The organism is Pedobacter sp. 05L430 (assembly GCF_056397585.1).
Window position 1 is genome coordinate 1 of sequence record NZ_JBFTNT010000189.1, and the last position, 8,399, is coordinate 8,399.

The 8,399-nt window shown below is 38.6% G+C and carries 7 protein-coding genes; 6 read left to right on the top strand and 1 reads right to left on the bottom strand.

The genetic code is table 11. The features are described 5' to 3' along the window. The coding region (locus AC1DG9_RS19245; protein WP_477635056.1) for a DinB family protein at positions 1 to 425 on the bottom strand (425 nt) is incomplete at its 3' end. Positions 426 to 513: 88 nt separating this feature from the next. On the opposite strand from AC1DG9_RS19245, the gene AC1DG9_RS19250 reads away from it, so the two are divergent. The 6 genes from AC1DG9_RS19250 to AC1DG9_RS19275 all read left to right on the top strand — a co-directional run bounded on the left by AC1DG9_RS19250 (position 514) and on the right by AC1DG9_RS19275 (position 8,248). After that, positions 514 to 1,092, top strand: coding sequence for an STM3941 family protein (locus tag AC1DG9_RS19250; RefSeq protein ID WP_337717729.1), 579 nt, complete (start codon positions 514 to 516; stop codon positions 1,090 to 1,092). A 342-nt stretch (positions 1,093 to 1,434) separates the two neighbouring features. Further along, a complete protein-coding gene (locus tag AC1DG9_RS19255; RefSeq protein WP_337717727.1) occupies positions 1,435 to 2,160 on the top strand; it encodes a response regulator transcription factor in 726 nt (241 codons plus the stop codon). A 107-nt stretch (positions 2,161 to 2,267) separates the two neighbouring features. Next, positions 2,268 to 2,921 (top strand): LysM peptidoglycan-binding domain-containing protein, encoded by a 654-nt coding sequence (locus AC1DG9_RS19260; protein WP_477635057.1) that lies wholly within the window; start codon positions 2,268 to 2,270, stop codon positions 2,919 to 2,921. Between the two features lie 11 nt (positions 2,922 to 2,932). Then, positions 2,933 to 4,363 (top strand): BAR domain-containing protein, encoded by a 1,431-nt coding sequence (locus AC1DG9_RS19265; RefSeq protein WP_337717723.1) that lies wholly within the window; start codon positions 2,933 to 2,935, stop codon positions 4,361 to 4,363. A gap of 49 nt (positions 4,364 to 4,412) precedes the next feature. Then, complete coding sequence (locus AC1DG9_RS19270) at positions 4,413 to 5,753, top strand: hypothetical protein (protein ID WP_337717721.1); 1,341 nt, start codon at positions 4,413 to 4,415, stop codon at positions 5,751 to 5,753. A 2-nt stretch (positions 5,754 to 5,755) separates the two neighbouring features. Then, on the top strand, positions 5,756 to 8,248 hold the full coding sequence (locus tag AC1DG9_RS19275; RefSeq protein ID WP_337717719.1) for a hypothetical protein: 2,493 nt from the start codon (positions 5,756 to 5,758) through the stop codon (positions 8,246 to 8,248). The last annotated feature ends 151 nt before the right edge of the window (positions 8,249 to 8,399 follow it).

Here is an 8,399-nt window from a genome sequence, read left to right on the forward strand (position 1 = left end):
TGATAAGCTGCATGCGGAATTAATGCCAATGTGCCTTGTCTGAATTGCTGATCTGTCCAGTCTTTCCTTTCTGCAATTGCTGCTCTAAGATCCTCATAAGCGCTAAGCAGGTCTTGTTGCAGTTTTTGCCATTCCTGATCATTTACCTCACGGATTCTCCAACTCTCAGCCCAATCGGGCGAAGGCATTTTTCCGTCGAAGAATTCTAGCGCTACACGGATACTCCATCTTAAATGTTCAGTGTGCGCTGCAATAGTTGATCCACCTTCAACAGTAGGGGTTGAGGCCTGTTCGGCATCTATCTGTTCAATTGCTTTGGTAAAACCATGTCCCGGGTATCTATCTATCACCCAAGTGTAGTTGCTTGCCGGACCAACGTATAGTTCATCAAGCAATTCAAGTAATGATGAGATTATTGCTTCCATAAATATGATAACCATTATCTTTTTGAAATGTTTATAATTTTCGAATCAATGTTTTAGTTGGGTATGTATATAGACTTACATTTGTAATATGACAACGCCCTCTAACCAAATAGAAATACCATTGAGTAAAACCAAGCTTTTTCTTCTTTTTGCTGGTTCATTGGTTTTTGTAATATTAGGAATATGGTTAACTTGGTATGAGCTCACAACCTCGCCTTACCATAGAAAACGACCATATTTTGGCTTAGTAATAGGCCCACTTGCTAACATATTCTTTGGTACTGCCGCATATTTTCTATGTAAAAAGTTGTTCGACAGAAAGCCTGGACTTATCATATCTGATGAAGGAATTTTTGATAATTCTGGTGCGTTCAATATTGGATTAATACCCTGGACAGATGTTTTAAGAATCAAAGAGGTATCTGTAGGTAAACAGACTTTTATAAATGTTGTAGTTAAAGACCCTTTGGCCTACATAGCCAGACAAAAAGAACCCATACAGCGCAGATTGATGAAGATGAGTTATGACATGTATGGTTCAGCTATTGGGATTACCTCGAACGGTTTACAGTGCAGACGAAAAGATCTGTTGGAGTTATTAAAGGCAAATTTCAGGAAATGGAAGAGGAAGCAGAATCAAATAGTCAATGATAATCATATCTCCTGAAATTCAAGTAATGATGAGATTATTGCTTCCATAATAGAATAACCATCATCTTTTTGAAATGTTTTTAATTTCCAAGATCACATTCTTAATGTGTGAAATTAATTTCTCAGTATTTTAAAAGAAATAACAATTTATTTCTTTTAGTTTAATTGTGAGAAATATTATACCTACTAATGGGTATTGTTTCGTGTCTTATTGGAAAGTATATTTAACTAATATTTACATAATGTCTTTTTTACATAAAATTTGTACTGTTTTTATATAAAAGATTTATGTGTCTATACAAGTTCTATTAATCTGTTGAATGTATTTATATCATTAACCTTATAAAACGCTCTCCAAATGGGATTAAAAGCTCTTACTCAATCTGAACTGGAACATAGTTGCCAGGCTCAGCTGTTATCCATAGGAAACAGCATCCGTAATAACATCTTAAGGATAGAAGATATTGGAGATTACATCCCCGGTAGCGTTATGGTACAGGATTTAAGCCGGATGACCAATACATACATGAACAAGAATGGGTGTGATATCCTGAGGCATAGCAGCGAAGAACTGGAATTATTGGGGCCAGCGTATTTCAGCAAATTTTTCCCTGCCGAAGAGATCAGTATCTTAAAATCAGAGCTGCAGCATTTTGCAATGGAAAACGATGCTGGTAAAATACATTCGTTTTTTCAGCGTGTAAGGCCAGATGAGGGTAGCGAATACAAATGGTACTTTACCACTTCAAGGTTATATCCGTCAAACAATCCTGACGAAGGGTTAAGAATGATGCACATAGCTGTTCCTGCCGATACCTTAAGTTATGCAGGAAGAAAGCTAAGTAACCTGGTGCAGGATGATGTACTAATCCGCAAAAACCTGCATAAGTTCGTGTTGCTTACCATTCGAGAGAAGGAAGTAATCCGTCTTATTGTTGAAGGTAAAAGCAGTTTCGAAATTGCAAACTGCCTGTTTCTTTCTATTCATACGGTAAACAACCACCGAAAGAATATCATTCACAAGCTTGAGGTTGCCAGTTTGTCACAGCTGATCAAATTTGCAGTGGCTTTTGCCATCATTTAGTTTTAAAGTAAATCCTTGATACTTAGTGTAAAATGACTAGCGCTAGCTATTTTTTTTAAATAGGCAATTTGTGACCTTGGTATAAACCAGATCTAAAATTAATTGTTATGATATACTCGGTAGTGAAGGGGGATACCCTAAGCAGGATTGCCACAAAGTTTGGCGTTCCAATCAGCAGTTTGATCATATTAAATAATATCACCGATCCTAATCGTMTGTTCATTGGTCAGGAACTGCAAGTTCCCAATATACAGGACGTTCCCGCCAATGCCACATTCACCGCACCTACTTCCGCCAACAGTTTAGTAGCAAGGGCGCGTTCAGTCATAGGTAGTGCTATTGAATACCGGCTTGGCGCAGGTGGAATGTTACCCACACTTCCCAAACCTTCATCTGATGGTTTTTGTGATTGCAGTGGATTTGTATGCTGGGTACTAGGGCTATCCAGGCAGACCAAGAGTCCTTTTTATAAAAATTTCGGTGGATGGATCTATACCGATTCCATGGAAGCAGATGTAAAAGCGACGAGCGGAATATTTGATAAACTCAGCGTACCTGAACCAGGTTGTATCGTTGTTTATGGAGCTTTGGAAAAGATAGGACACGTTGGAATTGTTTCAGAAGTCACTGGTGGAAAGATGTCAAAAGTCGTTCACTGTAGTTCAGGTAATTCCAGAAGATTTGAAAAACGCGCTATACAGGAGACACTACCCACTGTCTTCGAACGCCCAGATATATTGTGGGGTAAATTTGTAGGTTAAAGCAACAAATTATGAACAAGTCAACCGTCTTATTCCGAAATACAACAGCATTAATCCTTCTTTTGGCAGGAATATATCTTTCCATTTCTGCAATCATCGCCCTTCCTTTGTTGGAGGAAGAGGCCGGTTATAAGAAAGATGAATATTATAAACTAAATGAACGGATTGATGAACAGATGAAGCCGACGCTGGCCTATCTCAATGATATTAGCATAGATTCTAATACGAAATTGAAGTTCGACAGTATATCTGTACTATTAGGCAATACTAATAGGTCAGAAACTATTGATGCAAGATTTAACATGAATAAGCGGAATGTAATGGAAAGCATTAAAGATCAGGCAGAACATTGCAAGCAACTTTATGAAAACACAGGAGTACTAGGCAAGATCAAGAAAGATGCCTATGCAAGCAAGATTGTGCTTAATTATTCTGAACTCTGTAACGAGACTAAGCAAGAGGTATTCAAAAAGTATCAGGGTGCTCTTATTCAAATTTCCAGGCTATATGCTATTGCGCTCAAAGATAAATCTCCTAACCATCAGATCACCAGAAAAGAAAATCTTAAGCTTGATGACTTATTCCTGGCTTTTGTACCCAAAGAAGTTAGGGAACCACTCCAAATGAAAAATTCTGGAATGGGTGCTTTTTTTCCCGCACGCTGGGCGATGGATGCACAGTCACAAAATATAGCCATTATTATCGGCTTAGTGGGTTTTGCACTCTTTGGTGCTGTTCTAGGTGCTTTTAGTAAGCCGGGATTTAATAACGTTAATATAGATAATATTCGTACAGATGGATTAATCTACTATGAGATTCTTGTTGTTCTAGTGAGGGGATTTTCTGCCGCATTAGTTGTATACCTTTCTCTAAAAGGTGGGCTCTCCTTGATTACGACAACAAGTTCAGACAAAATTAATCCATACGTCATCCTTTTCCTATGCTTCATTTCAGCAGTTTTTAGTGATAACATTTGGGAATGGGCTAAAACAAAGCTTGTGAGCAGTGATCCTAAAAAGGATCCAAATGATCCTAACGATCCAAATGGAAATACTGGGGTATCAGTAGGAAATACCGATCCCGAATCTTCCGGAGGCGGTGCAGACATCGGAGCAGAGATACCAGCAGAATTACCAATTGCTCCCGGAGCAATTGCAGATCAGCCAGCAGCAGTACCGCCAGCTGCCGATATTCCTGAAGCTATTTTACAGGAGGCCATAGCTGCCAAGTATCCGGAATGGAAAGAAACTTTTAGTTTACTAGACGGTATTATAGGGAAGAAAGTCCTGGCGGATCAAAGAGAAGTAAATGCGATTGTTTTTAAGACTGATAAAATTCATCTTGACGACCCACTATATTGCGCAGAACTTCCCACAACGATCACTTATGTGGCTCAGGATAATCAGACTTACAACATCCCAATTGACATTTTAGCAGTTTAGCAGAATGGCCCTGCAGAAAAATATACATTACGCTTTGATAGTCTAAAAAATGAGAGATTTTATTGATAAAAGAGAAGGAAAGCTTACAATAATCCGATTTATAGGGTTCTGCTTGTTGATTTTAGGCACCGTAGCTTTGATGTTGTGTTCATTTTATACTGGCCCTACCATTCCAAGTAAAATTGCGATTTTCTTCTTCATTACTATGCTTGGGTTTTCATTCGCGTTTCCGTCAATGCTAGAAGGTCGAGAGGGCTTAAGTACTATGCGGATAGTGGTGTTTATGGTCACAAATATCATATGCATGCTGCTGCTCAAAATCGGATGGCCCGTCGATTCTATGGATGATATCAAAATTGATCAATATTGGTTGGGAATAATTGCATTTGTTTTCGGCGCAAAAGCAACACAAAGTTTTTTTGAGAGTAAAATGGCTGTRCCAAAAACCTCAGAGCGATCAGGAACAGGTGCTTTGGAATTTAGTTCTGCTGAAATAGTAAGGCTTGCTGTCCTCCAAAACGAACAGTATTTAAAAGTCAAATTTCCAAATATACTAACTGTTAGTGACGCCGTTGATAAGAACTCCGATCCGGTAACTCATGTTGTTGCGATTTACCTTAAGGACAATGAGCCGACAGGTATCCCTTCATTTTTAGAAGCTAGAATGCCTGATAATTCTATTAAAGCCGTCGAAACCGAGATTATAAAGGGCGCAGGAAAAGCAAGAATCCAGTATTCACAGCTTAATTCTGATGTGGCAAGGGAAGATAATGCAGAGTATGCAGGTTCCATTTGTTGTGGAGTAGTATCAACAATAAAAAACAATACCTTCAAAGGCATCTTGACCTCAGCACACATCTTCTCAAATGGAGCATTTGATGACAGATTTAATGGCATGTTGAACCGATCGGATCAGACTCCAATTATCATAAACAATACAGAGGCAGGGAAATGGTACTACAAGATAATGGACTTTAGCCAAGATCTGGCCATAGCTAAGGTGGAAGATCTGCCAGAGGATTCAAATTATGTTAAATTCAATAATCAGTTTCATCAGGTCATTGACAAGGATGTTAAAACTGACTTTGCCAACATCACAATGTTATCTAAGGGTAACAAGATCAAAACTGCCTTTATTATTGATTACAATGTCGGATTCCCTGTTCACTACGACAATGGACCATTTTTTAAAAAAAACCTCATATGCATCGGAACCACCAATAAAAGAGAAACAACAATGCCAATATCTGATGATGGTGATTCTGGAAGCTGTATTTACCATACCAAAACAAATAAATTGATTGGGATGTTGCTTGGCAAAAATGAAAAATTTTCTCTGGTATTACCAATTGAAGAAGCCCTGAAAACGTTCAATCTTAAAACCATATAAATATGAGATACATTTTATTCTCGCTTTTTATCCTGTTAACTACCACATTTGTTCAAGCTCAAACTTTTACTATTGATGCTAAAGGCAAGCCCTTACCCGCAGTTGACGGCACTAAGTTCAAATCGATTACCTTTATCGTCGATAAGGCTTTTAAAAACAAAACCTTTGAGATTTATCTTGAAGATGGGACCACAATCGCTAACAAAGATGAGTCAGTGCTGGATAAGGATTTGTCAAGAAATCTTGATGATCTGAATTATACTGTTAAGATTGAGGAGGACCACAAAGTCATTGGATGCAATAAATGCTTGAGTATAACGGATAAATTTACTGTAAAACTCAATGGCAAATCTTTGGGTACGTTTAGTTTAACACCCATAAACCCAGATATCGATAAACCTATTGTTCAACAGGAAATCTACAGACCAGGTTCTATCATCAATGATGCTTTGTTTATAGCTGCGGCTAAAGAAACCGAGTCCAAGGCATCTACCATCAAAAAGATTCTCGCAACCCAATATAAGATCAATTCATCTAATGAGCTGGATGCCAATCTGTATCTAAAAGATGAGATTAGGTATGTTTTCTTGGGCACTCCTCAAGGTGGACTAAGCCTAAAAGGCCTCGCTAGCTCTGTGGGAGGGCTTGATGTCACGAATATCGCAGACGGTTTCGCTAAATTTATTGTTAAACGCACTAAGGAGGAGCTGAGTATTGCTTTCTTTCAACAATTTAAAAACGAACTCGATACCTACAAAGATCTAAAAACCGTATTTCCAAAAACGCACGGACTGTTGACAGTCATAGACAAGGAAATTTATACTTATAGCAACTATATTAACAATCTAAGGGAGGCATTCCGGGCAGACATAAAGCTGCTCGACGAAAATTTACCAGGGATTGTGGATAATAACAAGGCGTTTTTTAATCTGGACAAAAATTATATTTATCGAATCTCTTTGCTGTCAGGTTGTTATCTCTCCAGGTCGCTTAAACATGATATGCATCCCGGTGATATACTGCAAGGATTCCCATTGAATTACTTTTACGGCGCTCCGGCAGCAGACCAAAGTAAAATAAATGTGCTTAAAGGATCAATCCAAACCCTGCAGCTCCTCAGCGAGTCGCTAAAAGAAAGTGATACTTCAAAAGGTAGATATTGGGTCGATGCTGCTAAATTAAGGGAACTGGCCGACAAACCTCTGGCTTTAAAAATTTACATGGGTCTTCTGGTAGAGACAGCAAAGATTAAATACAACAACATCCCGTATTCAAATTCCGCAAACCTTTACGCACTGCTAAATGACCGGACACTCGTAGATAACTTCAGTACTCATTATCCCAAGTATAAACAATTTATTGTATCTGTGGGAGCAAAAACAAATGAATTGAATAAAATGATAAAAGAGTTTGACGCAACCGCACCTGATTCGGTAAAAGTTGAAAAATATGCTAAATACTTCAGGGCTACTGTCGAACTATTTCAGTCTGCCACGGAAATATCTGATCTGCCAGCTATCTCAGCGGTTACAGATATGGTTTCACTAAAAGCAGATTCCGAGCCTTATTTTAATGTTGCGTATCAAGTTACCGACCTTGTCAGTGCCATCAATAGAAAGCGGTATCCAGAAGCGGTCAACAACCTTGTATTAATATATAATTCTATATATGTCTGGCCCGCGCTCGCCCAGATACCAAACAACCCCAAAGAACTAACAAAGAAAGAAAAAATCGCAATAGCTGATGATCTCATTGCTGCAGCCAAGGCAGATGGTACGCCGGACATAGGTCCTATTGTTAATAAAGACGCAAATGTTGCAGCCACTATACAAAACAATAGCCCGACCTTAAGATATGTTAACCATATCGTGGCCGCAATGGCCAAATATGGTGCATTCATGGCTAATATGATAGAAGCTAAAAACAGTGAGGAAGTGGCAGAGGCTATAGAATCGGTTGCTTTGCCGGTAGGAAGTGCCAGTATCAAACGTAAATCTAGTTTCAATGTTTCCCTTAATGCCTACTGTGGCCTTTTCTTGGGAAATGAAATTATAAAGGGCCTTGATGACCACCATCCTCTTGAGAAGGTTAATAGCTTTGGTCTTGCGGCCCCGATTGGCATAACCCTCAGTAGAGGAAACAGTTTCTTTCCATGGCCGTTTTGCTTTTTCGATAAGGGCAATTCGGGCTGTTCGTCCTCATTATTTGTTTCCCTTGTAGACTTGGGTGCTGTGGCTGCTTTCCGGTTTGAAGACAGTAAAACTGAACAAGTACCGTCAATACAGCTAAAGGATATATTATCTCCGGGTATTTTCTGGTCCTTAGGCCTTCCCAAAGCACCAATCTCGATAAACTTTGGCGTACAAATGGGACCGAATCTGAGAAAGGTCACTGTCGTAAATAATGAGTATTCTGGTAACACCTACACTCGATATAGTATGTCTATCTGCGTTGATATACCTCTTTTAAATCTCTATACTAAATCAAAGAATTGATAAATACGGAATCATTAGTTCGGCTGCTAAATTTTTTCATTCATATCATATACAAGAGCAACAATTATCCAATTACCGTTACCAACTATTCTGCTATGTTTTACTCAAATAGAATCACAATGACCAATCTTAATGTAATAGAAAGTATTGT

Coding starts and splice junctions, on each gene's coding strand:
- AC1DG9_RS19255 (WP_337717727.1), top strand. CDS start 1,435: ATGGGATTAAAAGCTCTTACTCAATCTGAACTGGAACATAGTTGCCAG.
- AC1DG9_RS19265 (WP_337717723.1), top strand. CDS start 2,933: ATGAACAAGTCAACCGTCTTATTCCGAAATACAACAGCATTAATCCTT.
- AC1DG9_RS19250 (WP_337717729.1), top strand. CDS start 514: ATGACAACGCCCTCTAACCAAATAGAAATACCATTGAGTAAAACCAAG.
- AC1DG9_RS19275 (WP_337717719.1), top strand. CDS start 5,756: ATGAGATACATTTTATTCTCGCTTTTTATCCTGTTAACTACCACATTT.